Below are 22164 nucleotides of genomic sequence, written 5' to 3'. Positions count from 1 at the left end.
GCGCTCGCCCGGCAGGCCCGCTTGACCCCGACATGCCCTTTAAGCCCCCTTGACAAGGGGCTTTACGGGCACCCAGGGGGGTGCCCAAGATCCCCCAAACGCCCATGCGAAACTTTTCACATGTGCCTTAGCCGTGCCTCTCGACGCACCCTGCTCGCCGTCGGAACGCTGTCGGCCGCCCTCGCGCTGTCGGCCTGCACGTCGGACAACAACGGCAAGTCCGGCGGCGGCGGTGGAACCAACTTCGTGACCGACACGGGGGGTGTCTCCACCGTCGCCAAGGGCGAGCGCAAGGCGACCAACGCGATCGCGGGCGAGACGATCGAGGGCGAGCGGCTCGACATCGCCGACTTCAAGGGCAAGGTCGTCGTCCTCAACGTGTGGGGATCGTGGTGCGGCCCCTGCCGGGCCGAGGCACCCCACTTCGCCAAGGTCGCGGCCGAGCTCAAGTCGAAGGGTGTGGAATTCGTCGGGCTGAACACCCGCGACTTCAACAAGCAGCAGGCGATCACCTTCGAAGAGGACTACAAGGTCCCGTACCCGAGCCTCTACGACCCGGCCGGAAAGCTCATCGTCAACGGCTTCCCCAAGGGCACGCTCAACCCGCAGGCCATCCCCTCCACCGTCGTCCTCGACAAGGACGGGAAGATCGCCGCCCGCTCCCTCATGGCCCTCGACGAGAAGAAGCTCCGGTCGATGATCGAGCCGCTGCTCGCGGAGAAGTGACGTGAACGAGACGGTCTTCAGCGGCGCCCTGCTCCTCGCCCTCCCCATCGCCGTCCTCGGCGGCCTGGTCTCCTTCTTCTCCCCGTGCGTCCTGCCGCTCGTCCCCGGCTACCTGAGTTACGTGACCGGCGTCACCGGCACCGACCTGGCCGAGGCCAAGCGCGGCCGGATGGCCGTCGGCGCCTCGCTCTTCGTCCTCGGCTTCACGGTGGTCTTCGTCTCGGGAGGCGCCCTTTTCGGCGGCTTCGGCAGCGTCCTGCAGACGCACCGCGAGATCATCTCCAAGGTGCTCGGAGCCCTCACGATCGTGCTCGGCGCCTTCTTCATGGGCGCGATGCCCTGGCTCACCCGCCGCGAGTTCCGCTTCCACAACCGCCCGGTGACGGGACTGGTCGGCGCTCCCATGCTGGGTGTGCTGTTCGGCCTCGGCTGGGTTCCCTGCATCGGCCCCACCCTCGCCGCCGTACTGGCGCTCGCCTCCAACGAGGCCAGCGCGGGCCGCGGCGCCCTGCTCACGGTCGCCTACTGCATCGGCCTGGGCGCGCCCTTCATCCTCACCGCGATCGCCTTCCGGCGAGCACTCGGCGCCTTCGGCTGGGTGAAGCGGCACTATGTCTGGGTCATGCGCATCGGCGGCATCATGCTGATCGTCACCGGCCTGCTGCTCGTCACCGGAGCCTGGGATGGCATCGTGTCCGAGATGCAGTCCTGGGCGGCCGACTTCACTCCGGGGATCTGAGCCATGAGCAACACCAGCACGAACGAGACCGACGCGCACGACGACCTCGGCGCCGCCGGCTCCCAGCTCTCCACCGCGCCCAAGGAGGACCGGCCCGAGTCCGCCCTCGGCGGACCCGCCCTCGGGGTCGTCGGCTGGATCCGTTGGTTCTGGCGGCAGCTGACCTCGATGCGGGTCGCGCTGATCCTGCTCTTCCTGCTGTCCCTCGGCGCGATCCCCGGCTCGCTCATCCCGCAGACCAGCGTGGACGAGCTGAAGGTGCGGACCTTCAAGGAAGCCCACGAGACGCTCACGCCGATCTACGAGAAGCTCCAGCTCTTCGACGTCTACAGCTCGGTGTGGTTCTCCGCGATCTACATCCTGCTCTTCGTCTCCCTCATCGGCTGCATCGTGCCGCGCAGCTGGCAGTTCGTCGGCCAGCTCCGCGGCCTGCCGCCCGGCGCGCCCGGCCGCCTCACCCGGCTGCCCGCGTACACGACCTGGCGCACCGAGGCCGAGCCCGAGCAGGTCCGCGATGCCGCGCTCGCCCTGCTCAAGGGCCGCCGCTTCCGGGCGCACACCGTCAAGGACGCCGTCGCCGCCGAGAAGGGCTATCTGCGCGAGGCCGGGAACCTGCTCTTCCACATCGCCCTGATCGTGATGCTGGTGGCGTTCGCCTGGGGCCAGCTCTTCAAGTCCGAGGGCGGCAAGCTGATCATCGAGGGCGACGGCTTCTCCAACACCCTCACCCAGTACGACGACTTCAGGTCCGGCTCCCTCTACAGCACGGAAGACCTCGCGCCGTTCGGCTTCCAGCTGGACAGCTTCACCGGTACGTACGAGAAGAGCGGCCCGCAGCGCGGCACCCCGCGCACCTTCGAGGCCGCCGTCACCTACTCCGAGGCCGGCGGTGCGGACAAGAAGGCGGTCATCCGCGTCAACGAACCGCTGAAGGTCGGCGGCTCCAAGGTGTACCTGATCGCCCACGGGTACGCGCCCGTGGTCACCGTCAAGGACGGCCGGGGCAAGGTCGTCTTCCACGGCGCCGTCCCGCTGCTGCCGTTCGACAACAACATCACCTCCACCGGCGCGATCAAGGTGATGGACGGCTACCGCGACAAGAACGGCAAGAAGGAGCAGCTGGGCTTCCAGGCCTTCTTCGTGCCGACCTTCGCGGGCGCCGGCCAGGGCGACATGTTCTCGCAGTTCCCGGCGCTCGACTTCCCCGTGATGGCGCTCACCGGCTACCACGGCGACCTGCGCGTGGACTCCGGACTGCCGCAGAACGTGTACCAGCTGGACACCTCCAAGATGACCCAGTTCAAGGTCGACCAGGGCACCGGTGTCGCCCAGCGGATGCGGCCCGGCGAGACCATGACGCTGCCCGACGGTGCCGGCTCGATCACCTTCGAGAAGGACATCAAGGAATGGGCGAGCTTCCAGATCTCGCAGCAGCCCGGCAACGGTCTCGCCCTCGCGGGCGCGATCGCCGCGATCGCCGGACTGACCGGCTCGCTGTTCATCCAGCGGCGCCGGGTCTGGGTCCGGGCCGTCCGGGGGAAGGACGGCGTCACCGTCGTCGAGATGGCGGGCCTCGGCCGGAGCGAGTCCGCCAGGCTCCCCGAGGAGCTGGCCGACCTCGCGGTCACGCTCAACGCACAGGCGCCGACCGCGCCCGAACCCGCAGAAGCAGAACCTGCCACAGCAGAAGCCGAAGGGGCTGAGAAGTGAATCTCGCCGCCGTGAGTCTCGCCGCCGAGACCAACGAGAGCCTGGCGCAGATGAGCAACACGCTCATCTACTCCTCGATGGCCGTCTACACCCTGGCCTTCCTGGCGCACATCGCCGAGTGGGTGTTCGGCAGCCGCAGCAAGGTCGGCCGGACGGCCGCCGCGCTGACCTCCGACACCGCGGCCTCCGGCACCGCGGCTCCGGCGGTGTCCGTCCAGGTCCGGAAGGCCGGAGGCACCGCCGTCCTCGACAAGCCCCAGGTCGTCACCCGGTCCGGTGCCGGCGTCCGTGACGTGCCCGACGGCCCCGGCGCGGCCGGCGGCACGGTCAAGGGCGATCTGTACGGCCGTATCGCCGTCTCGCTCACCACGCTCGGGTTCCTCATCGAGGCGTCCGGTGTGATCGCCCGGGCGATCGCCGTGCAGCGCGCCCCCTGGGGCAACATGTACGAGTTCTCCACCACCTTCTCCACCGTGGCGGTCGGCGTCTACCTCGCCTTCCTCCTCGCGAAGAAGAACGTCCGCTGGATCGGGCTGCCGCTGGTGACGACCGTCCTGCTGGACCTGGGCGTCGCCACGACCGTGCTGTACACCGAGAGCGACCAGCTCGTCCCGGCGCTGGACTCCTACTGGATGTGGATCCACGTCTCGACCGCGATCTTCTGCGGCTCGGTGCTCTACCTGGGGGCCGTCGGTACCCTGCTCTACCTCTTCCGCGACTCCTACGAGAACAAGATCGCGAACGGCGGGAAGCCCGGCGCCTTCGCCCGCTCGGTCCTGGAGCGCCTGCCGTCGGCGGCGACGCTGGACAAGTTCGCGTACCGGGTCAACGCGGCGACGTTCCCGCTGTGGACCTTCACGATCATCGCGGGCGCGATCTGGGCAGGCGACGCGTGGGGCCGCTACTGGGGCTGGGACGCCAAGGAGGTCTGGGCGTTCATCACCTGGGTCGGTTACGCGGCGTATCTGCACGCGCGCGCGACGGCCGGGTGGAAGGGCCGCAAGGCCGCGTACATCGCGCTCATCGCCTTCGGCTGCTTCCTCTTCAACTACTACGGCGTCAACATCTTCGTGACCAGCAAGCACTCGTACGCGGGCGTCTGAGCCCTGAGCTAGCGGGTGACGGGCCCCGGCGCGACGCTGGAGGTATGAGCGAGACACCTCGTGAGATACCTCGGGGCAGGTGCGAGACCCACGACGGCACCCTGCACCACCTGCGGTACGTGATCGACCTGCCCCACCCGATGATCCGGGTCTGGGCGGCCGTCGCGACACCGGAGGGTCTGCCGCAGTGGCTCTGCGAGGCGGATCCGCTGGAGCCGCGGCTCGGCGGAGCGGTGACGCTGCGCTGGCTGGCTGTGTCCGATCAGGGTGCTCCGCCCCCGGGAGACACGGTGGTCTCGGGGCGGGTGACCGCCTGGGACCCCGAGTACGTGGCCGAGTACACGGTCGGCCCGTCGCACGGCCGGATCCGGTTCCACCTGGAGCCGGCCGGGGGCGGCGGGTCGACCGTGCTGCGTTTCACGAACGAGTTCCGTGGGACGCGGGAGGAGAAGCTGGACGCGCTGGCGGGGTGGCACGACCACTTCGAGCGGCTGGACGAGGCGCTGGAGGGCCGGCCCACGGACTGGCGGTCCTGGACCCCGGAGCGCCGGCAGCACCTGCGGGACCTGTACGAACGGGACGAGGCGCGCTGGCCCAGGTGGGAGCCGTAAGGACCCCCTCGCCCGGCCTCACCCCCTCGCCCCGCCGCGTCCCCTAGCCCTTCCTCGGCGGCAGGCAGTCCTTCGCCGGAGCCCTGCCCTCCGGCCAGGCGATCTGGACGAACCTCTGTGAGCCGTCTTCGGCCAGTTCCACGATCGGGACCGCCTTGTTGAACGGGTTGCCGAAGTTGTCCAGGCAGATCCAGCCGCTCGCCCCGTCGACCCGCAGCGAGCCCTTCACCTGGGGCCACTGCCTCCCCACGTCCGCCAGTTCCGGGTACTGGGCGCCCTGCCCGGTCGCCTGGCGGATCGCGTGGACCGCCGTCGCCATCGCGTCGTACGCCACGATCGCCTGGCCGTCCGCCAGCGCGACCGGCTTCTTCGAGGCCCGGGCGATGTCCGTCAGGAACGTCTCGTACGCGGCCGTCGAACCGCCCGTTCCCGGCACCGGCCGGCCCGGCGCCGGCTTCCAGGCGTCCGGGTGGGCGAGCGAGGCGTAGCGGACGGTCAGCTTCGCCTTCAGCGCGGCCCGGTTGAGCTTGGGGTCCGCTCCCAGGTACGAGCCCTCGTCACCGGTCAGGATCGTGAACGAACGCTCGGCGCAGCCGCGCGCGCCGAGCGCGTTGATGAACTGCCGCAGCTGGGTGTGCCGCCCGGCGAAGAACACCGTCTCCGCCCTCGTGTCGCAGATCAGATGCGTGATCTGGCGGAAGGTGTTCGCGGTCGTGCCCTCCTCCGTCGGATCGGCGGGCGAGGTGAACAGCTGCGGCTCGTACGGCGCGCCCTTCAGCGAGGCCGCGAACGCCGCCTTCAGCGTGTCCGTGTAGTGATCGCCGGTCCGGGTGTCCTGCACCAGCAGTGCCTTCGCCGCCTCGACCTTCCCGAAGTGGGCCAGGGCCTTGGCCTCGTCTCCGTTGGTGGGGGAGACGCGGGCGAGACCGGGGTAGCGGTTGTTGCCCGCGCCCGGGCCGTTGGCGATGTCGTCGGCGGTGATGGTGGTGCCGACGACGGCGATGCCGCCACCGGTCAGGGCCGCCACCGCCTGCCGTATCTCGGTCGAGGAGGTGGCCACCCCGGAGACCGCCCGCAGCCGGTCGTCCCCGCCCGTCATCGTCTTCAGGCGGTCCACCGTCGTACGCCAGTGGCCGTTGCCCTTGCCGGTGTTGGCGAGGACCAGCCGGATCTTGGGCGTCTCGCTGTTGGACTCGTGGTTGGCCCGGTACTGCCGGGCGAAGGCGCCCTGCACCTCGTGCAGGACCTTCACCCGCATCCCGCTGTCCGTCGAGGTCAGCGGCAGCAGCAGGGCGACCGTCGCGTACTCGCCGGCCTTCAGCGTGCGGTTCTCCTCGCGGATCAGCCCGGCCACCTCGGTCAGGGACGGGACACCGAAGTCGTGTCCGTCGCCGTTGACGCCGATGCATTCCGTGCTGCCCGGGGGCCGCTCCACGCCCGCGGCGCAGGAACGGTCCTCCGGGGTGGTGGCGCGGTTCACCGCGTATCCGGTCGCGGAGAGAAGGACGGCCAGGGTCACCACCGTCGTGAGGATCCGCTGACGGGGGGTGTGCCACAGGCGGAAGCGCAGCCAGTCGAGCATCGTCCTCAGACTCCGTCCTCGCGCGCCGGCGGCAGCGAGAGCTCCCGCCATGCGCGGATGTCCGTCGGCCAGTGGGTGGCCGCGTCCCACAGCGGCCGGTTGCCCGTCAGATGGCGGCCGGACAGCTGGCGCAGCTCGAACGCCAGCTTCTCGGTCACCTCGCCGTCGGGCAGGGCGAGCGGATCGGTCAGCAGCCAGACCGCGTGCAGCAACCTCCGTATCCGCAGATGGAGTTCGGTGGTGTCGGCGTCGAGACCGGCCGGCATCCGGTCGGGCGGCCGCTGCCCGAGCGCGACGGCCCGGCGCGGATCGGGACCCGACCGGCCGCGGGTGCGCGGGTAGGGGGCGGAGGCGATGAACCGCAGCCGCCCGAGCCAGTCCTCGACGTCCGGACGGGGGAACGTGACCCGCAGATGGGTCACGGCCTGCTGGGTCCGGCCGAGGGCGAGCTCGTGGTGCAGCCGGTAGGGCAGCCCGCTCTCCTGGTCGTAGTGCCGGTGCAGGGTCTCGTGGACGGCCCGCCAGGTCGCGTACCCGGCCGGCCCCTCGCCGTCCTCGAACCGCAGCCGGTGCAGCAGCAGGGCGCGCAGCAGCGGATCGGCGACGAAGTGCTCCGGGCTCTCCGGCCAGCCCTCGGCGCGCAGCCGGTCCCGGACCTCCAGCGCCATGTCCCCGTCCGGGGACTCCCCGGGCAGCCGGGTGTGGGCGAGGAGCCGGGCGGAGGTCTCGTCGTGAGCCGCGGCGAGGACCGCGAGCCGGCCGTGGTGCTCCCCGGGCAGCAGCTCCCCGAGCAGCGTCGGCGCGACCGGCACCGGCGGGGCGTCCTCGCGCAGCTCCACCGTCAGGTCGAGCAGCGCGCCCGGGGTGAGGACCGGGCGCAGCTCCACCGGGGCCTCCCCGGCGGTCCGGCCGAGCAGGGTCACGCCCAGCGGGCGTCCGCCGGTGAGCCGGTGGACGCCGCGGGCCAGGTCGGCCGGGGTCCGGGCGGCCGGGTCGTGGCGGTCGAAGGCCGCCTGGGTGTGCGCGGGGGAGAGCGGGGTGAGGGCGACCGCGAGGATGCCGGAGGTGACGTCCGTACCGCGCGGGCAGGGGGCCAGGCGGGCGGTCTCGGGCAGCCGCAGCCGGGTGGCGCGGCGCATGCCCTCGTGGTCGCTGACCCGGGAGGAGGCGAGGACCACGATCCGGTCGCGGCGGCCGGCGGCGCGGTCCCGCAGGATCGGTTCGAGCAGGCGGCGGCCCAGCGGCTCGTGAGCGTTGTCGAGGAGGAGTACGGGACGTCCGCTGCGGGCGCCGGCCCGCAGGAGGCCGGTGAAGGCGCGGTACAGGTCCTCGACGAGCGCGCCGACCAGGAAGCTCTCGGCCTCCTGGCGGCGCCGGCCGCCCTGCTCGAAGTCGTTGGCGAGGTACTGGAGGCCGACCGTGCCCCGCCCGCCCGCGTTGCGGTAGTTCCCGTACCAGCTCTCCGACCTGCGCTGACTGCGGCCGAAGACCTCCTCCAGGACGGTCTCCACGGTCGCCTCGGCGAGGAGACCGGCCATCGGCGCGGTGGCCTCGGCGAAGTTGGCGGCCAGCTTGCTGAGGACCTTGGTGACCCAGGTGGCCCCGGCGCCCTTCGCCGCGTCGACGGTCGCGAGGACCGGCCCCAGCCGCTGCAGATCGCGCCGGGCCGGCTCCTCGTCCTCCCGGGACCAGCCGGTGGAGGCGACGGCGACCAGGCCGAGTGACAGCCGGGGGAACTCCACGGGCGCGCTGGCGAACCCCCGCGGGGCGAGCTGCCCGGCGAGCTCGGCGAGCGCGCCGGTGAGCGGGTTCCAGCCGGGCCCGTGGTCGGCGGGCGGCTCGATGTGCGCGCAGTCGAGCAGGGCGAGCGGAGTGGCCCCCCTGTAGGCGTTGCGCACCTGCTTGAGCAGGGCCGTCTTGCCCATGCCCCGGCCGCCGGTGAAGACGGTGACCGGCGGGTCGTCGCCGTGCTCGTACGCGGTGCGGGTGAAGCGGTACGGGGTCAGGCCCGTGAGCCGGGCGGCGAGTCCGGAATCCTGGAAGACCGCCTCGCGGCCGTACAGCTCTCTGTCCACGCACCGTCACCCCCGTCACAGTCAACCCCAGGATATCGACGGTGTGTTGGGAAAGCGGCAGTCTTTTCGACTCTGGTGTGTGCGCTGGTGTGCGGGTGTTGTCATCCCGTGGCGATCGCGTCGAGCTGGGCGCGCAGATACGCGTGGGACTCGATGCCGTGGATCGTGGTCCCGGGGTCGCACTCGTAGAAGTAGACCAGCGACATGAGCTCCTCGGCGGGAGCGTCGGCCGGCGGCGGCAGCACGCGGTGGCGGCCGGAACGCCAGCGCCCGCCGGTCCAACCTGCCATCAGGTCGCCGATGTTGACGGTGAAGGCGGCGGGATCGTACGGAGCGTCCTGCCAGCCGTCGGCGTCGGTGAAGACCTGCAGCCCGCCCTTGCCCGCCTGCCGGTCCAGGACGGTGACCGTGCCGAAGTCGGTGTGCGGACCGATCCGGAACTGGCCCGGCTCCGGATCGCCCGTCCGCTCCCGGCCCGGGTACCAGTTGACGTTGAAGCCGAAGGTGGGGTGCCCGGTGTGCCGGGTGAAGAAGTCCCGCTCCTCGCCGAGCGCCACCCCGAGCAGATCGAGGACCCGGTCCGAGAGCGCCTTCATCTCCGCCAGGTACGTCTCCACCAGTGGCTTCAGCTCCGGCACCTCGGCGGGCCAGGTGTTCGGCAGGAACCACTCGGCGTCCACGGCCGGGTTCCCGGTCGGCTCCTCCGCCGCGAAGGAGAGTGACTCCTTCAGGTCGGGCGGGGTCGCCGTGCCCTCCGCGTACCCGTTGGCCTCCGCGCCCGGCCCGAGCCAGCCGCGCCCGCCGACGCGCACCGCGTACGGCTCCTTGAGGGCGGGCGGGAGGTGGAAGAAGCGCCGGGCGACGGCCCGGATCTCCTCCCGCAGCTCCGGCTCGACACCATGCCCGGTGACGAGCAGAAAACCGGCCTCGCGCAGGGCGCGGTCGACGGCGGGCAGCTGCCCGGCGGGGTCGGCTGCGGCCAGGTCGATCGTCGGGAGGCTCGCTTCACTCATCTCGCTCATCGCCGATGTCCTCGTTCCACAGCTCGGGGTTCTTGCCGATGAACTCCCGCATCAGCGCGGCGCATTCGGGATCGTCGAGCACCAGGACCTCGACGCCGTGCTCGGCCAGCCAGTCGTGGCCGCCGTGGAAGGTCTCCGCCTCGCCGACGACCACCCGCGAGATCCCGAACTGCCGGACCAGGCCGGAGCAGTACCAGCAGGGGGAGAGGGTCGTCACCATCGTCGTCCCCCGGTACGAGCGCTGCCGCCCGGCCGCCCGGAAGGCGGCGGTCTCGGCGTGCGCCGAGGGGTCGCCGTCCTGCACGCGCCGGTTGTGCCCGCGGCCGAGCAGCGTCCCGTCGGCGCCGTAGAGGGCGGCCCCGATCGGGATCCCGCCCTCGGCGAGCCCGGCACGGGCCTCGGCGAGGGCGGTGGAGAGCCAGCTGCGGGCCTGGTCCTGGTCCATGCGGGGACTCTTCCCCGCCGGACACTGAACGTCACGCTCTTGGCGGCGGGTCTTGGGCGGTCGGGGCGGGCCGGGTTCGTGGGCTTCTGGTTCGGCCGCCCTCGCTCCGAGTGTGGCGTCCTCCACCGGGCCCTCAAGGGCGCTCCTCGTTCCTCGTCGCGTCGCTGCGCGATGGGCTGGCGCCCACCCTTGACCGCCCGGCTCCGGACGCCTTTTCCCACTCGGAGGGCGGCCGGGGGGGCGTGGCCACGCGTCCCGGCCCGGGGGCGGTGCGGCTTGCTCGGCGCCTGCGGGCGGGTGGGTGGATGGCGCGGCAGTGGAATGGGGCGGCTCGGTAGGGGCTTAGCGTGTTGCGGCCGGTGGGTGGCCGGGCTTCATGCCCCGCTGGTCACTGCCGGTGGGTGGCGACGATCCCCGGGGGAATCGGGGGGCCACCAGCCCCACTGGACACCTGTCGCCCCATCTCCGGGACCGTCTCGCCTCCCCGTGTGACGCTAAGTCCTCCCTACTCGCAGTAACCCGGCGAGCGAAAGCCTCATTGGTGGGCATATCGCCTATGGGGGAGTGTTGATGGCGGAGTTGGAGAGCCTTCCCCGGCGGGGCGGGGGCCTCACGCCTCCGTCGGAGGGCCGCTCTTTCCGGCGGTGGGCAGGACGTACGAGCCCTTGCCGGGGACGGTGATGATCAGTCCGCGCTCACGGAGTTCACGCATGGCCCGGCGGGCGGTGAGTACCGCGATGCCGTACTCCTCGGAGAGGCGACCCGGCGTGGGGATCATCCGGTCAGGGGCGAACTCCCCGGAGGAGATCTTCGCTGCGATCACGTCGGCCAGCTGCATGTACAGCGGCCGTGCCGACTGCGGATCAAGGCTCATGGGGCAACAGTAGATAGTCATACAAATACACGTTGGGATGGCTCTAGCTACATCGTGATGCATCACGGTGCATCACGGGCTACCGTGGTGCGAACGTGAAGACCCCGGCGACCGCTGGTACCGGCCCCGGGGCATGGCCACCAACTACACAGGAGTTGATGACGTGCGGAACCCTATCGCGCGTGTACTCGGCAGGGCGCTGATCCCCGTTCTCCTCGGGCTGCTGATGCTCACCCTGCCGCCCACCGGCAGGCACCGCCCCCGACCGGCCCCGCCGGTCCAGGCGTCGCCGCGTCACCGGGCGCCCACCCGGCGGTCGCCGTACGCACGGGAGCAGGCGATGCTCCTCGACGGCGCCCGGTCGCCCCTCGAACGCCCCTACCTGGCGGCGGTACAACGGAGGCGTCGGCGGGCGTTGTGGCTGGCGACGGTCGGGGTGGACGTCGACCACCGCAACATCCACGCCGAGGCGGCCCGATGAGCCGCTGCGGGGCGCGGCGGCCCGTGATCGCCGTCGTGGAGGTGATGCGGCCGGTGTGCGCGGGCTCGGTCTGCGTGCTCGCCGTGGGGCACGACGGTCCGCACCGCGACCGCGCGGGGGACGCCTGGTGGGTGACGCCCGAGATCGCCGACGCGGTGAGCGTGTCCCTGCTGGTACGAGCCCTCACGGCAGCGCCCGAGCCGGAGTTCCGGTCACCGCGCTGCATCGTCGGCCGCCATGACCACTGCCGGGACGGCGTCCCCCGTGACAGCGGCGTGGACGGCGTCCGCCATCTCGTCTGCGGGTGTCCCTGCCACGGTCTTAGTCGACCAGCGTCATGCGATAGAAGCGCGTGATCATCTCGCGGTAGTGCTGGTGCGACGGGTTCTTGCCGACATGGGCGAACGCCCAGTCCTGTGGCGTCTCCTCCTCCGCCGAGGACTCCATCTCGCAGGCGGTGCACCGCAGCTGGTAGAGCGGCGAGGCTTCGCCGGAGCGGTCCGGGCCCATGTGCCACTGCGCGTACCTGATGACCGTGCGGGCTCCACTCCTCGGGCTCTCCGCCGGCGATCCCTCCGGGCGGGCCTCGCGGGAGGCGGATCCGACCGGACCGCGCGGGCGGACCTCGACAGCGGCGCCCAGGAAGCCGGACAGGTCCGACTCGAAGCCCAGCACGTCGAGGTACGAACGCCCCTCGTCCACCGTCGCCACGAGCTCCCCCGGCTCCGGGCTCAACACGAAGGAACGCAAGCCGTGGTGCTGCCCGAGGCGGTGGATCGTCACCGCGTTGGCACGAAGCTCCGCTCTGGTGGCCCGTCTCACAGCCCGTTCCTCCCTCACCTGCCCGGCTGCCGGGGATCCCCGGATCGCTGCGCCGATCAATATCACCCGGCACCTGGTGCAGCAATCCCCTCTACTACGGGCTCCGCGCCGGGGCCTCACGCGGCGGCGCCGGCCTTCGCCTCGTACGGGAACCGGGCGAGCGGGGTCTCGCCCTGGAAGAAGGTCCTGGCGCGGAGCATCGCCTGTTCGTCGGCGCGTACCCGGCCGGGGCGGGAGCCCGTTCCGGTCAGGACGCCGCCGAACCGCATCCGCAGGTAGGCCGCCGAATGGTTCAGGGTGGTCTCCAGGGCGCCCGCGACGACGTGGTCGGCGTCGGCCATGACCGTCACACCCCACAGCGTCCGGCCCGCCATCCGCTCCTTGAAGTCCGAGTCGGGCACGTTCAGCCAGCCCGACCAGTAGTCGAGGTAGCGCTTGGTCTGAGCGGAGAGGGTGTACCAGTAGAGGGGCGAGGCGATGACGATGTCGGTGGCCTCCAGCGTGGCCTGCCGCAGCAGCTCCTCGCTCTCTCCGGCCGGCCAGCCGGCGGTCTCGTGCCGCCCGTCCTGGAAGTCGGGCAGCGGCAGCCGGTTCAGGTCCACCCAGCGCTGGGGGACATCGGCGGGGAGGTGCGCGGCGGCGGCGCGGGCGAGGATCTCGGTGTTGCCGTCGGGGCGCGAGCTGCCGAGGACGAAGAGGAACGAGCGATCCGAGCGGTCCGAGCGGTCCGAGCCGCCTGCGGTGTCGAGGGTCATGTCTGCTCCGGTGTCAGGGGTGTCCCGGTGCCAACTCCGCCTCCCCCGGAGGTATTCCGGCCGCCCATCGGCTCCGCCGATGGGGCCATCGGCAGGACGCCCCACTGGCTCGTGGACCGGTCCCGGGCCCCCTCCGTAGCGTCGCGGTCATGAGAAACGAGCGCGGTACGCAGACCAGGGGAACCGTCGAACTGACCCTCGCCATGGTGCTCTCCGGCACCCTCGGCATCTTCGTCGTCGAGTCCGGGGCGTCGCCCCTGAACGTGGTGTTCTTCCGGTGCCTCTTCGGGGCCGCCGCCCTCGGCGCGTACAGCCTGGCCCGCGGCTACTTCACCGGGCACGGTTTCACCCCGAAGAAGCTCGGACTCGCCGCGCTCGGCGGGGTGTTCATCGTCTTCAACTGGGTCCTGCTCTTCGAGGCGTACGAAGCCGTCTCGATCTCCTTCGCCACCGTCGTCTACCACACCCAGCCGTTCTTCCTGGTGGTCTTCGGCGCGGTGCTGTTCCGGGAGCGGATCACGGCCGCCAAGTTCGGCTGGCTCGGCCTCGCCTTCGTCGGGCTCGTCCTCGTCTCCGGCATCCGGCCGGGGGACACCGCCTCCCTCAAGGGCCTCGGCCTCGCGCTCGCCGCCGCCGTGCTCTACGCGCTGTCGACCATCGTCACCAAGCGGATCACCGGCGTACGGCCGCACCTGATCGCCCTCGTGCAGGTCCTGGTGGGCCTTCCGCTGCTGCTGCCCTTCGCCGACTTCGGCGCGGCGGCGGGGCTCGGCGCCGGCTGGGCCTGGCTCGCCGGGCTCGGGCTCATCCACACCGGCCTGATGTACGTGCTGATGTACTCGGCCTACGCCAAGCTGCCCACCGCGAAGATCGCCGTGCTCGCCTTCACCTACCCCGCCGTCGCGATGGTCGCCGACTGGGCGGTGTACGGGCACCACATCGGCCTCGTCCAGGCGCTCGGCGTCCCGCTGATCGTCCTGGCCAGCCTGAAGGTCACCCTGTCGGGCTCTGCTCCCGCACGAGTCGTCGCGCCTGCTCCACGAACAGCCGCACATGGGCCGGAAGCCGCTTCCCCCGCCGCCACGCGATCTGCGTGAAGAGCGTGAACGGCGGACGCCAGTCCAGCTCCCCCAGTGCCCCGGACGCCAGCTCCTCGGAGACGGTGACCCGGGGCACCAGGGCGATGCCCAGACCGCCGGCCACACCCCGCTTGGTCGCCTCGATCGTGCCGAACTCCATGAACGGCGGGGACCACTGGCTCAGCGACTCCTCGAACAGGTCGCGGTACGGACAGCCCGGTTCCGTCCCCACCAGCTGCGCCGCCGCCAGGTCCGCCGCCGTCAGATCCGTACGGCCCGCCAGCGGATGCCGCGGCGAGGCGACCAGCACCAGCGGCTCCTCGGCGAGGACCTCGCTCTCCAGGCCCTCGTGCTCGGTGTCGGGCTCCATCAGGAAACCGATGTCGTACGTCCCCTGGCGCAGCGCCTGCCGGGTCGCGTCCCCGAGCGTGGGGCGCAGCGAGAGCTGGACCTTGGGGTAGCGGTGGTGGAACAGCTCCAGGAGCGGTGGCAGCCGGTAGGAGGTCAGCGACTCCATGGTGCCGACCGCGATCGTCCCGGCCGGCTCCTCGGTCTCCACGACCGCGGCCCGCGCCTCCTCCGCCAGCTCGATGATCCGGCGGGCGTACGGCAGGAGCCGCTCACCGGCCTCGGTGAGCCGGATACGGCTGCCGAGCCGTTCGAAGAGCTCCACGCCGAGCGAGGACTCCAGGGCGCGGACCTGGCTGGTCACGCTGGACTGGGCGTACTTCAGCTCGGTGGCGGCGCGGGTGAAGGAGAGGACCGTGGCGACCTTCTCGAAGGTGACCAGGAGCCGGAGCTCCATGTCAGGACTTCTGCTCGTCGTCGCCCTGCTCGCGCTTCTTCAGCTCCTCCTCGCGGCGGCGCAGGTCCGCCTCCCAGTCCTTGAGGAGGGACTCGTCCTTCTTGTTCTCCTCACGGATGGACTTGAGGAAGTCGGGGTTGTCGTCGGGGGCGACCCACTCCTGGCGGTGGTTGCGGTGCCATTCGGAGGGCGTACGACCGCCCGCCGGGGCCTTGCGCATCTTGCCGGCGGCGAACCAGACGATCGGGCCGACGATCCAGAACAGCAGGATGATGATGACCCAGACGACCTTCGGCAGGTGCTTGGCCTCGTCCTCGGGGGTGTTGAGACAGTCGATGAACGCGTAGATCGTCAGCGCCAGCGGCAGGATGTACATCAGCGCCCTGAGCATGTGGGACAGCCCCCTGGAAGCGGTAGCAGGGCTCGTTTCGGCGGCCCCGGTGACAAGCCCAGCCTATCGGGTGGCGGATACTTGCCCCCATGGCTTACGACGATCTCCGCTCGCTGCTCAGGGCCCTTGAGCGCGAAGGCGACCTCAAGCGCATCAAGGCCGAAGTCGATCCGTACCTTGAGGTCGGGGAGATCGTCGACCGGGTGAACAAGGCGGGAGGTCCGGCGCTCCTCTTCGAGAACGTCAAGGGCTCCGCCATGCCGCTCGCGATGAACGTCTTCGGGACGGACCGGCGGCTGCTCAAGGCGCTGGGCCTGAAGTCGTACGGCGAGATCAGCGAGAAGATCGGCGGGCTGCTCAAGCCCGAGCTGCCGCACGGTTTCGTCGGGGTCCGCGAGGCCTTCGGCAAGCTGGGCTCGATGGTCCACGTGCCGCCGAAGAAGGTGAAGGACGGGCCCGTCCAGGAGGTCGTCCTCACCGGCGACGACGTCGACCTGGACCTGCTCCCGGCGCTGTTCACCTGGCCCAAGGACGGCGGGTCCTTCTTCAATCTGGGCCTGACGCACACCAAGCACCCGGAGACGGGCGTCCGCAACCTCGGTCTCTACCGGCTGCAGCGTCACGACAGGCGCACGATCGGCATGCACTGGCAGATCCACAAGGACAGCCGCAACCACTACGCGGTGGCGGCGGCGAAGGGTGAGCGGCTGCCGGTCGCCATCGCCTTCGGCTGCCCGCCGGCCGTGACGTACGCGTCGACGGCGCCGCTGCCGGGCGACATCGACGAGTACCTGTTCGCCGGCTTCGTGCAGGGCAAGCGGATCGAGATGGTCGACTGCAAGACCGTGCCGCTGCAGGTACCGGCGAACGCCGAGGTCGTGATCGAGGGCTGGCTGGAGCCGGGCGAGATGCTCCCGGAGGGCCCCTTCGGCGACCACACCGGCTTCTACACGCCGCAGGAGCCGTTCCCCGCGCTGAAGATCGACTGCGTGACGATGCGGAAGCGTCCGCTGCTGCAGTCGATCGTGGTGGGCCGCCCGCCGACGGAGGACGGGCCGCTGGGGCGCGCCACCGAGCGCTTCTTCCTGCCCCTGCTGAAGATCATCGTGCCGGACATCGTGGACTACCACCTGCCGGAGTCGGGCGGCTTCCACAACTGCGCGATCGTCTCGATCGACAAGAAGTACCCGAAGCACGCGCAGAAGGTCATGCACGCCATCTGGGGCGCGCACATGATGTCGCTGACCAAGCTGATCATCGTGGTCGACAAGGACTGCGACGTGCACGATCTGCACGAGGTGTCCTGGCGGGCGCTCGGGAACACCGACTACGCCCGCGACCTGACGGTCGTCGAGGGGCCGGTGGACCACCTGGACCACGCCTCGTACCAGCAGTTCTGGGGCGGCAAGGCGGGCATCGACGCGACGAAGAAGCTGCCCGAGGAGGGCTACACCCGGGACGGCGGCTGGCCGGACATGGTGGAGTCCGACCCGGCGACGGCGGCGCTCGTGGACCGCCGGTGGAAGGAGTACGGCCTGTGACCAGCGCCGCCGCGGCCGCACCGGTGTCCGGGCGCACCAAGGCCTTCCTCCGGCTGGTCATGATCGAGCACTCGGTCTTCGCGCTGCCGTTCGCGTACATCGCCTCGCTGACCGCGATGTTCCAGCAGGACCGGAACATCGACTGGGTCACGCTGCTCCTCGTCACCGTCTGCATGGTCGGGCTGCGGACCTTCGCGATGGCCTGCAACCGGATCATCGACCGCGAGATCGACGCCCGTAACCCGCGGACGGCGGGCCGTGAGCTGGTGACCGGTGCCGTGTCGGTGCGCTCGGCGTGGACGGGGGCCGGGGTGGCCGTCGTCGTCTTCCTCGGTGCCGCGGCCCTGCTGAACCCGCTGTGCCTGGCGCTCGCGCCGCTCGCCGTGGTGCCGATGGTGGTCTACCCGTACGGGAAGAGGTTCACGAACTACCCGCACGCGATCCTGGGCCTCGCGCAGGCCATGGGACCCGTCGGGGCCTGGATCGCGGTGACCGGGGAGTGGTCCTGGGACGCGGTGATCCTGGGCCTGGCGGTCGGTGTCTGGATCGGCGGCTTCGACCTGATCTTCGCCTGTCAGGACGTCCAGGCCGACCGCGCCCACGGCGTGAAGTCGGTCCCGGCGCGCTTCGGCATCCCGGCGGCGCTGTGGGGCGCCCGGGGCGCGCATGTGGTGACCGCGGCGCTGCTGGTCTGGTACGCCCTGGTGACGGACGCGGGCCTGTTCTTCTGGGCCGGTCTGGTGATCGTGGCGGCGGCGTTCTGCTACGAGCACACGATCGTGAAGCCGCACGACCTGTCCCGGCTGAACCGGGCGTTCTTCACGGTCAACGGCTTCATCGGGATGGCCCTGTTCGTCTGCGCGCTGCTCGACCTGGTGGTGCGCGGCCTCACGGTGTGAGTGAGGCCGGGCGGCGCGTGGGGCGGAAGAGGAAGGCCGCGCCCACCCCCGCCACCAGGCCCACGAGGTGGCCCTGCCAGCTGACCGTGGTGTTGGTGGGGGAGATCCCCATGAGGATCGAGCCGCCCCAGAGGGCGGCGATCGTCAGGCCCACCGCGATGCCGAGGAGCTTGCGCTCCACGAACCCGCGGACCACGAGGTAGCCGAAGAGGCCGAAGACCAGTCCGGACGCGCCCGCGGTGATCGAGTTCGACGGGGAGATGAGCCAGACGCCGATGCCGTCGGCGACGATGATCAGCGCGCAGACGGCGAGGAAGCGGCGGATGCCGCCGAGCGCGGCGACGAAGCCGAAGATCAGCAGCGGGACGCTGTTGGAGGCGACGTGACCGAAGCCGAAGTGCAGGAACGGCGCGGCGAGGATCCCGCCGAGGCTCTCCGGGTCGCGGGCGACGATGCCGTGGTCGTCGAGCGCGTGGCCCGTCGCGAGGTCGACGACTTCGAGGACCCAGAGCAGGGCCACCCAGCCGGCCATGAGCCGGATCGCCGTCTTCGCCCGGTCGGACGTACGCCATCGTGTCGCTTCGATGTCTGTCATGGTCATCCCCCTGCGGTCTTCCGTCCTGTGTAGGGGGAACGTACGGGACCCCGTGCGGAGTTCTCCCACCGGGCCGCCGGATAGGCTCGTCGGCGTGGAGCCGGTAGAGGAACAGCAGCGTCGTCCCTGGGTGGTCGGGGTGTCCGGGGCGTCAGGGACCCCGTACGCCGCCGCCGTCCTGAGGGGGCTGCTCGCAGCGGGGGAGAGCGTCGATCTGGTCGTCTCGCGGGCGTCGCGGCTGACGCTGCTCGACGAGACGGGGATCGCCTTCCGGGACGCGCACTGGCGAGAGGACCTGGCGGCGTGGCTGGCGCGGGGCGCCGACGGAAAGCCGGGGACGTTCGCTCCCGTCCTGGACGACGTGCGGTACTGGAGCGCGGGGGACCTGGCCGCGGGGCCGAGCAGTGGTTCGTACCCGGTGAAGGGGATGCTGATCGTTCCCGCGTCGACCGCCTCGGTGGCGGGTGTGGCGCTCGGGCTTTCGAAGGACCTGCTGCAGCGGGCGGCGAGCGTGACGCTCAAGGAGCGGCGGCCGCTGGTGGTCGCGGTGCGGGAGACCCCGCTGAGCGGGCAGACGCTGAAGCAGCTGGTGGCGCTGGACGAGGCGGGCGCCGTGGTGCTGCCCGCCTCTCCGGCGTTCTACGCGGGGGCGACGCACATCCAGGATCTGGTGGACTTCGTCGCCGGGCGGGTGCTGGACGCGGCGGGGGTGCCGCACCGGCTGTACCGCCGCTGGGAGGGGGAGCTCGGTGGTGGCTCGGGCTCTCGGGGGGATTAGCGCTTCGCGGCGGCGCGCTTCTTCTCGGCGCGCTTCGAAGCGGACGGCTGGTGGGCACGCGAGCGGTTGGCCATCTCCTGCAGCTCGCGCATACGGGCGTAGGCCATCTCGATCGTGTACACGGTGAACACCACTCCTGAAAGATCGTCTTTGATCAACTGAAAGATTCGCAGGGTGTCGACCCCTGTGTGCCTTAGATTCTATACCTATACTCGCGGTATCGCTGGACAATGGAAGGCTTCATACCTATGGACGCCGTGGACAGGCAGCTCATCCAGGCTCTGCGCGAGAACGGCAGGGCTTCGTACGCCGAACTCGGCCGGCTCGTCGGGCTCTCCGGCCCCTCCGTCACCGACCGCATCAACCGTCTGGAGGCGGCCGGTGTCATCACCGGCTACCGCGCCACCGTCGACGCCCGCTCGCTGGGCCTTGGCGTCACCGCCCTCATCGGCATCTCGCTCTCCGACGCGGCCGACCACGAGGACGTGGCGCGCCGGCTGAAGGACCTCGCCGAGATCGAGGACTGCTGGTTCATCGCGGGCGACGACTCGTTCATGCTCAAGGTCCGCGCGAACGACGTCGACGGCCTGGAGAAGACGATCCGCCGGCTCTCCGGCACCAAGGGCGTCTCCCGCACCCGTACCACCATCGTGCTCTCCACCAAGTGGGAGAACCGGGTCGGAGATCTGCCCGAGGAGGGCTGAGGGTAGCGTGGGTGGAGCCTGATTTCGGAGATATGGGAGGCGGCCGTACATGGACGCGGGACTCAAGCGCGAGCTGGAGCAGAAGGTCCGGGCCGGTGAGCGGCTGAGCCGTGAGGACGGCATCGCCCTCTACGAGTCCGACGACCTGGCCTGGCTCGGCGGCCTCGCCCACGAGGTCCGGACCCGTAAGAACGGTGACGTCGTCCACTTCAACGTCAACCGTCACCTCAACATGACGAACGTGTGCACCGCCTCCTGCGCGTACTGCTCGTTCCAGCGCAAGCCGGGCGAGAAGGACGCGTACACGATGCGCATCGAGGAGGCCGTCCGCCTCGCCAAGGCGATGGAGGGCGAGAACCTCACCGAGCTGCACATCGTCAACGGGCTCCACCCCAACCTGCCCTGGCGCTACTACCCGCGCTCGCTCTCCGAGCTGAAGAAGGCGCTGCCGAACGTCTCCCTGAAGGCGTTCACGGCCACCGAGATCCACCACTTCGAGACGATCTCCGGGATGTCCGCCTCGGACATCCTCGACGAGCTGATCGAGGCCGGTCTCGAGTCCCTGACCGGCGGCGGCGCGGAGATCTTCGACTGGGAGGTCCGCCAGCACATTGTGGACCACCGCACCCACTGGGAGGACTGGTCCCGGATCCACCGCCTCGCGCACGAGAAGGGGCTCAAGACCCCTTCGACGATGCTGTACGGGCACATCGAGGAGCCCCGGCACCGCGTCGACCACGTGCTGCGGCTGCGCGAGCTCCAGGACGAGACCGGCGGCTTCCAGGTCTTCATCCCGCTGCGCTACCAGCACGACTTCGTGGACATGCAGGACGGCAAGGTCCGCAACAAGCTCCAGGCGCGCACCACGATGGCGACCGGCGCCGAGGCACTGAAGACCTTCGCGGTCTCCCGGCTGCTCTTCGACAACGTGCCGCACGTCAAGGTCTTCTGGGTCATGCACGGCGTCCAGACCGCGCAGCTCGCGCTCCAGCACGGCGCGGACGACATGGACGGCTCTGTCGTCGAGTACAAGATCACGCACGACGCCGACAACTACGGCACGCCGAACAAGCTGACGCGTGACGACCTGCTCGAACTGATCAGGGACGCCGGCTTCCGCCCGGTCGAGCGCAACACCCGGTACGAGATCATCCGCGAGTACCCGGGGCCGGACGCGGACCGCCGCGAGGCGCCGCAGCCGATGCGGGTCTGACCTCCGGTCGATGTGAGGACGGCCGTGGTGCGCAGGAGTGCGCACCGCGGCCGTCTTGCTGTGCGGAATCCCCTTGAGCCGGGTCGGGGTAATGGCTACTCTCGCTCCATGCCACTTACCTTTGAGCTGGATCCCCCGGTCACCCCGGCCCTGCGGGACGGCATCCTGCGCCTGTGGGCGGACGTCTCCAACGCGGGCGGGGCCGTCGGCTTCGTCCCGCCGGTGGACGTCGACGAGGTACGGCCCGAGCTGGTCAAGCACCTCGTCGCCATGACCGAGGGCCGGATGCGGCTGGTCATCGGGTACGAGGAGGACGGCACCGTCGCCGCCACCGCGTTCGTCGCGTACAACACCCACCGGCTGATGAGGCACTGGGTCTGGCTCTACACCGTCATGGTCCACCCCTCCCACCAGGGCAAGGGGTACGGGCGCGACCTCATGGCCGCGGTCGAGGGCGAGGTCCGCGGCTTCAACGGGATCGACGCGATCCGGCTCACCTGCCGCGGTGGCACCGGTGTCGACCGCTTCTACGTCTCCTGCGGCTACAAGGAGGTCGGGCGCGTGCCGGACGCGATCAGGGTCGCCGACGGGGACGACCGCGACGACATCATCATGCTGCTCCCGCTGACTTGATCCCTTTCGTCCCATGCTTCACTGGATGCGACCAGTGAAGAAGAGAAAGGGTCCGTCGTGTCCCAGAACGGAACGGGTGCCGCCACCCTCCGCTACACCCTCATGCGCCTCGGCGTCTTCGCCGGCTGCTTCTTCGCGCTCTGGGGGCTCGTCTACGTCGGCGTGCTGCCGCGCGGCCTCGGCGACTCGAACCTGCTCTGGGTGCTCCTGCTCTCGATCGTGATCTCCGCGCCCCTCAGCTTCGTGCTGCTGCGCGGGCAGCGGGACGCCATGTCCGAGCAGATCGTGGCCAAGGTGGACCGGGCCAAGTCCAAGCTGGAGGCCGACCGGGCCCGCGAGGACGCGTGACTCGCCGGCGGGCATGAGCGAGGCGTAAGCGGTACGTAAGGTTCCTCACAGCGCACACCCCGATCGGGAGCTTCGAAGGCTCCTGACCGGGGTGTTCTGCGTTTCGGAGGCACTGCCGGGCCCCCACTGCCCCAAAGAAGGGCTTTGAGGTTCTCAAAGTTCAAGTGTTAACGTGTCCGGCATGACGACAGCAGTGCGCCTTCCCGACGCCGCGAGCATTCCGCTCGTGGCGC

The 22164-nt window shown here is 70.6% G+C and carries 25 protein-coding genes; 14 read left to right on the top strand and 11 right to left on the bottom strand.

The features are described 5' to 3' along the window. Nucleotides 1–120 precede the first annotated feature (120 nt). From ACFYV5_RS28630 to ACFYV5_RS28610, 5 genes are read left to right on the top strand one after another with little or no spacing between them, the layout of a single operon-like run. A complete protein-coding gene (locus ACFYV5_RS28630) occupies nucleotides 121–726 on the top strand; it encodes a TlpA family protein disulfide reductase (RefSeq protein WP_389173102.1) in 606 nt (201 codons plus the stop codon). A 1-nt stretch (nucleotide 727) separates the two neighbouring features. Beyond that, nucleotides 728–1465 (top strand): cytochrome c biogenesis protein CcdA, encoded by a 738-nt coding sequence (locus ACFYV5_RS28625; RefSeq protein WP_355113767.1) that lies wholly within the window; start codon nucleotides 728–730, stop codon nucleotides 1463–1465. A 3-nt stretch (nucleotides 1466–1468) separates the two neighbouring features. After that, nucleotides 1469–3175 (top strand): cytochrome c biogenesis protein ResB, encoded by a 1707-nt coding sequence (locus ACFYV5_RS28620; RefSeq protein ID WP_389173099.1) that lies wholly within the window; start codon nucleotides 1469–1471, stop codon nucleotides 3173–3175. An 11-nt stretch (nucleotides 3176–3186) separates the two neighbouring features. Then, entirely contained in the window at nucleotides 3187–4278 is a 1092-nt protein-coding gene (gene ccsB, locus ACFYV5_RS28615; protein WP_389173185.1) for a c-type cytochrome biogenesis protein CcsB, read from the top strand. A gap of 44 nt (nucleotides 4279–4322) precedes the next feature. Next, complete coding sequence (locus tag ACFYV5_RS28610) at nucleotides 4323–4889, top strand: SRPBCC domain-containing protein (protein WP_389173097.1); 567 nt, start codon at nucleotides 4323–4325, stop codon at nucleotides 4887–4889. Between the two features lie 43 nt (nucleotides 4890–4932). Here ACFYV5_RS28610 and ACFYV5_RS28605 read toward each other — a convergent pair whose 3' ends face one another. From ACFYV5_RS28605 to ACFYV5_RS28585, 5 genes are all read right to left on the bottom strand, one after another. Continuing rightward, nucleotides 4933–6471, bottom strand: coding sequence for a hypothetical protein (locus ACFYV5_RS28605; RefSeq protein WP_389173095.1), 1539 nt, complete (start codon nucleotides 6469–6471; stop codon nucleotides 4933–4935). A 5-nt stretch (nucleotides 6472–6476) separates the two neighbouring features. Next, entirely contained in the window at nucleotides 6477–8546 is a 2070-nt protein-coding gene (locus tag ACFYV5_RS28600) for a hypothetical protein (RefSeq protein WP_389173093.1), read from the bottom strand. 101 nt (nucleotides 8547–8647) lie between these two features. Continuing rightward, nucleotides 8648–9568 (bottom strand): isopenicillin N synthase family dioxygenase, encoded by a 921-nt coding sequence (locus tag ACFYV5_RS28595; protein WP_389173091.1) that lies wholly within the window; start codon nucleotides 9566–9568, stop codon nucleotides 8648–8650. Beyond that, nucleotides 9552–10013: a nucleoside deaminase gene (locus ACFYV5_RS28590; RefSeq protein ID WP_389173089.1), complete on the bottom strand. Its 462-nt coding sequence runs from the start codon at nucleotides 10011–10013 to the stop codon at nucleotides 9552–9554. The genes ACFYV5_RS28595 and ACFYV5_RS28590 overlap by 17 nt, the downstream gene beginning before the upstream one ends. 610 nt (nucleotides 10014–10623) lie before the next feature. Beyond that, nucleotides 10624–10887, bottom strand: a complete 264-nt coding sequence (locus ACFYV5_RS28585) for a GntR family transcriptional regulator (RefSeq protein ID WP_389173087.1) — start codon at nucleotides 10885–10887, stop codon at nucleotides 10624–10626. A gap of 163 nt (nucleotides 10888–11050) precedes the next feature. On the opposite strand from ACFYV5_RS28585, the gene ACFYV5_RS28580 reads away from it, so the two are divergent. After that, a complete protein-coding gene (locus ACFYV5_RS28580; RefSeq protein WP_355113751.1) occupies nucleotides 11051–11368 on the top strand; it encodes a hypothetical protein in 318 nt (105 codons plus the stop codon). A 321-nt stretch (nucleotides 11369–11689) separates the two neighbouring features. On the opposite strand, the gene ACFYV5_RS28575 is transcribed toward ACFYV5_RS28580, so the two are convergent. Then, complete coding sequence (locus ACFYV5_RS28575) at nucleotides 11690–12190, bottom strand: hypothetical protein (protein ID WP_389173085.1); 501 nt, start codon at nucleotides 12188–12190, stop codon at nucleotides 11690–11692. A gap of 116 nt (nucleotides 12191–12306) precedes the next feature. After that, complete coding sequence (locus ACFYV5_RS28570) at nucleotides 12307–12945, bottom strand: flavodoxin family protein (protein WP_389173083.1); 639 nt, start codon at nucleotides 12943–12945, stop codon at nucleotides 12307–12309. Nucleotides 12946–13094: 149 nt separating this feature from the next. Here ACFYV5_RS28570 and ACFYV5_RS28565 point away from each other — a divergent pair, with 149 nt between their 5' ends. Continuing rightward, on the top strand, nucleotides 13095–14042 hold the full coding sequence (locus ACFYV5_RS28565) for a DMT family transporter (protein ID WP_389173081.1): 948 nt from the start codon (nucleotides 13095–13097) through the stop codon (nucleotides 14040–14042). Here ACFYV5_RS28565 and ACFYV5_RS28560 read toward each other — a convergent pair. Continuing rightward, a complete protein-coding gene (locus tag ACFYV5_RS28560; RefSeq protein WP_389173079.1) occupies nucleotides 13939–14829 on the bottom strand; it encodes a LysR family transcriptional regulator in 891 nt (296 codons plus the stop codon). The genes ACFYV5_RS28565 and ACFYV5_RS28560 overlap by 104 nt on opposite strands. A 1-nt stretch (nucleotide 14830) precedes the next feature. Beyond that, nucleotides 14831–15220 carry a PLD nuclease N-terminal domain-containing protein gene (locus tag ACFYV5_RS28555; RefSeq protein ID WP_355113742.1) on the bottom strand — a complete coding sequence of 130 codons (390 nt, stop codon included), beginning with the start codon at nucleotides 15218–15220 and terminating at the stop codon, nucleotides 14831–14833. A gap of 89 nt (nucleotides 15221–15309) precedes the next feature. Between ACFYV5_RS28555 and ACFYV5_RS28550 the strand changes: the two genes are divergently transcribed. Together ACFYV5_RS28550 and mqnP are read left to right on the top strand one after the other, a co-directional pair. Continuing rightward, nucleotides 15310–16761 carry a menaquinone biosynthesis decarboxylase gene (locus ACFYV5_RS28550; protein WP_355113741.1) on the top strand — a complete coding sequence of 484 codons (1452 nt, stop codon included), beginning with the start codon at nucleotides 15310–15312 and terminating at the stop codon, nucleotides 16759–16761. Further along, nucleotides 16758–17660 carry a menaquinone biosynthesis prenyltransferase MqnP gene (mqnP, locus tag ACFYV5_RS28545; protein WP_389173076.1) on the top strand — a complete coding sequence of 301 codons (903 nt, stop codon included), beginning with the start codon at nucleotides 16758–16760 and terminating at the stop codon, nucleotides 17658–17660. Before ACFYV5_RS28550 ends, mqnP begins: the two co-directional genes overlap by 4 nt. Here mqnP and ACFYV5_RS28540 read toward each other — a convergent pair. Continuing rightward, nucleotides 17650–18261 carry a rhomboid family intramembrane serine protease gene (locus ACFYV5_RS28540; protein ID WP_389173074.1) on the bottom strand — a complete coding sequence of 204 codons (612 nt, stop codon included), beginning with the start codon at nucleotides 18259–18261 and terminating at the stop codon, nucleotides 17650–17652. The two genes, mqnP and ACFYV5_RS28540, sit on opposite strands and share 11 nt — an antisense overlap. A gap of 88 nt (nucleotides 18262–18349) precedes the next feature. Between ACFYV5_RS28540 and ACFYV5_RS28535 the strand changes: the two genes are divergently transcribed. Next, nucleotides 18350–19033, top strand: coding sequence for a UbiX family flavin prenyltransferase (locus ACFYV5_RS28535; RefSeq protein ID WP_355113735.1), 684 nt, complete (start codon nucleotides 18350–18352; stop codon nucleotides 19031–19033). Here the strand turns inward: ACFYV5_RS28535 and ACFYV5_RS28530 are convergent. Then, nucleotides 19030–19155 (bottom strand): hypothetical protein, encoded by a 126-nt coding sequence (locus tag ACFYV5_RS28530; protein ID WP_355113869.1) that lies wholly within the window; start codon nucleotides 19153–19155, stop codon nucleotides 19030–19032. The two genes, ACFYV5_RS28535 and ACFYV5_RS28530, sit on opposite strands and share 4 nt — an antisense overlap. 126 nt (nucleotides 19156–19281) lie before the next feature. Between ACFYV5_RS28530 and ACFYV5_RS28525 the strand changes: the two genes are divergently transcribed. From ACFYV5_RS28525 to ACFYV5_RS28510, 4 genes are all read left to right on the top strand, one after another. Next, on the top strand, nucleotides 19282–19737 hold the full coding sequence (locus ACFYV5_RS28525) for an Lrp/AsnC family transcriptional regulator (protein WP_355113733.1): 456 nt from the start codon (nucleotides 19282–19284) through the stop codon (nucleotides 19735–19737). Nucleotides 19738–19786: 49 nt separating this feature from the next. Then, nucleotides 19787–20950, top strand: coding sequence for an aminofutalosine synthase MqnE (gene mqnE, locus ACFYV5_RS28520; RefSeq protein ID WP_355113731.1), 1164 nt, complete (start codon nucleotides 19787–19789; stop codon nucleotides 20948–20950). A gap of 108 nt (nucleotides 20951–21058) precedes the next feature. Continuing rightward, complete coding sequence (locus tag ACFYV5_RS28515; RefSeq protein WP_389173071.1) at nucleotides 21059–21583, top strand: GNAT family N-acetyltransferase; 525 nt, start codon at nucleotides 21059–21061, stop codon at nucleotides 21581–21583. Between the two features lie 57 nt (nucleotides 21584–21640). After that, nucleotides 21641–21931, top strand: a complete 291-nt coding sequence (locus ACFYV5_RS28510; protein ID WP_355113727.1) for a DUF4229 domain-containing protein — start codon at nucleotides 21641–21643, stop codon at nucleotides 21929–21931. The last annotated feature ends 233 nt before the right edge of the window (nucleotides 21932–22164 follow it).

Origin of the sequence: Streptomyces sp. NPDC003035 (assembly GCF_042888285.1) — a bacterium.
GTDB lineage: Bacteria > Actinomycetota > Actinomycetes > Streptomycetales > Streptomycetaceae > Streptomyces.
This window is presented reverse-complemented; position numbering and strand designations above follow the sequence as displayed.

Excerpts from the sequence above, each read along its gene's own strand:
- ACFYV5_RS28620 (WP_389173099.1), top strand. The coding sequence starts at position 1,469 with ATGAGCAACACCAGCACGAACGAGACCGACGCGCACGACGACCTCGGC.
- ACFYV5_RS28560 (WP_389173079.1), bottom strand. The coding sequence starts at position 14,829 with ATGGAGCTCCGGCTCCTGGTCACCTTCGAGAAGGTCGCCACGGTCCTC.
- ACFYV5_RS28590 (WP_389173089.1), bottom strand. The coding sequence starts at position 10,013 with ATGGACCAGGACCAGGCCCGCAGCTGGCTCTCCACCGCCCTCGCCGAG.
- ACFYV5_RS28610 (WP_389173097.1), top strand. The coding sequence starts at position 4,323 with ATGAGCGAGACACCTCGTGAGATACCTCGGGGCAGGTGCGAGACCCAC.
- ACFYV5_RS28585 (WP_389173087.1), bottom strand. The coding sequence starts at position 10,887 with ATGAGCCTTGATCCGCAGTCGGCACGGCCGCTGTACATGCAGCTGGCC.
- ACFYV5_RS28630 (WP_389173102.1), top strand. The coding sequence starts at position 121 with ATGTGCCTTAGCCGTGCCTCTCGACGCACCCTGCTCGCCGTCGGAACG.
- ACFYV5_RS28515 (WP_389173071.1), top strand. The coding sequence starts at position 21,059 with ATGCCACTTACCTTTGAGCTGGATCCCCCGGTCACCCCGGCCCTGCGG.
- ACFYV5_RS28595 (WP_389173091.1), bottom strand. The coding sequence starts at position 9,568 with ATGAGCGAGATGAGTGAAGCGAGCCTCCCGACGATCGACCTGGCCGCA.
- ACFYV5_RS28525 (WP_355113733.1), top strand. The coding sequence starts at position 19,282 with ATGGACGCCGTGGACAGGCAGCTCATCCAGGCTCTGCGCGAGAACGGC.
- mqnE (WP_355113731.1), top strand. The coding sequence starts at position 19,787 with ATGGACGCGGGACTCAAGCGCGAGCTGGAGCAGAAGGTCCGGGCCGGT.
- ACFYV5_RS28570 (WP_389173083.1), bottom strand. The coding sequence starts at position 12,945 with ATGACCCTCGACACCGCAGGCGGCTCGGACCGCTCGGACCGCTCGGAT.
- ACFYV5_RS28555 (WP_355113742.1), bottom strand. The coding sequence starts at position 15,220 with ATGCTCAGGGCGCTGATGTACATCCTGCCGCTGGCGCTGACGATCTAC.
- ACFYV5_RS28540 (WP_389173074.1), bottom strand. The coding sequence starts at position 18,261 with ATGACCATGACAGACATCGAAGCGACACGATGGCGTACGTCCGACCGG.
- ACFYV5_RS28605 (WP_389173095.1), bottom strand. The coding sequence starts at position 6,471 with ATGCTCGACTGGCTGCGCTTCCGCCTGTGGCACACCCCCCGTCAGCGG.
- ACFYV5_RS28565 (WP_389173081.1), top strand. The coding sequence starts at position 13,095 with ATGAGAAACGAGCGCGGTACGCAGACCAGGGGAACCGTCGAACTGACC.
- ACFYV5_RS28550 (WP_355113741.1), top strand. The coding sequence starts at position 15,310 with ATGGCTTACGACGATCTCCGCTCGCTGCTCAGGGCCCTTGAGCGCGAA.